The organism is Clostridium boliviensis, assembly GCF_033342255.1.
Taxonomy (GTDB): Bacteria; Bacillota; Clostridia; order Lachnospirales; family Lachnospiraceae; genus Lacrimispora; species Lacrimispora boliviensis.
This window is the reverse complement of record NZ_JAWONS010000327.1, coordinates 1-439: the sequence shown is the minus strand read 5'-3', so window position 1 is coordinate 439 and position 439 is coordinate 1. Positions and strand designations below refer to the sequence as shown.

Annotated in this window: 1 protein-coding gene; it reads left to right on the top strand. The window is 59.9% G+C overall.

What is annotated here, in order from left to right:
• A partial coding sequence (locus RZO55_RS23795) for a hypothetical protein (RefSeq protein ID WP_318066737.1) occupies nucleotides 1-285 on the top strand: 285 nt, incomplete at its 5' end.
• Between the last annotated feature and the right edge of the window lie 154 nt (nucleotides 286-439).

Sequence of the window (439 nt, the reverse complement as noted above, 5' to 3'; positions counted from 1 at the left end):
AGAAAGGGCCTCCGGTACCGATTCGGATTGCCGCTCTTGATTACCCGCCGGGAAAAGGCGTCTACCCATGATTCCGCGCTTGTGCCTGCATCCGCGTTGGCGAACCGCACAAGGCCGGACGCTCCGGCCGGCGTCTCCGCCATGCCCTGTCTCTTTCTGGACCAACAGGGCTCCAATCAAAAGGCCTGCACCAGGCCGATCAAGCCTCCTGCCCCGCGCGGCGAGCCGTATCATCCGATATTTAAACAACAAGTATCCGTCAAAGACAGGCGTGCCTCGCCATAACCGACGCAGAACGAGGGCTCTTTATCCCCGTTTCGGAAAGGGAAGCAGCCGGCTTTTCTCCCCCATCTTCCCCTCATATCCGGTCGCCGTCGACAGGGCCCGCTCCTCCGCCGGAATGCGAACTCCGAACAAAACCAGCCAATTTAACAACGAG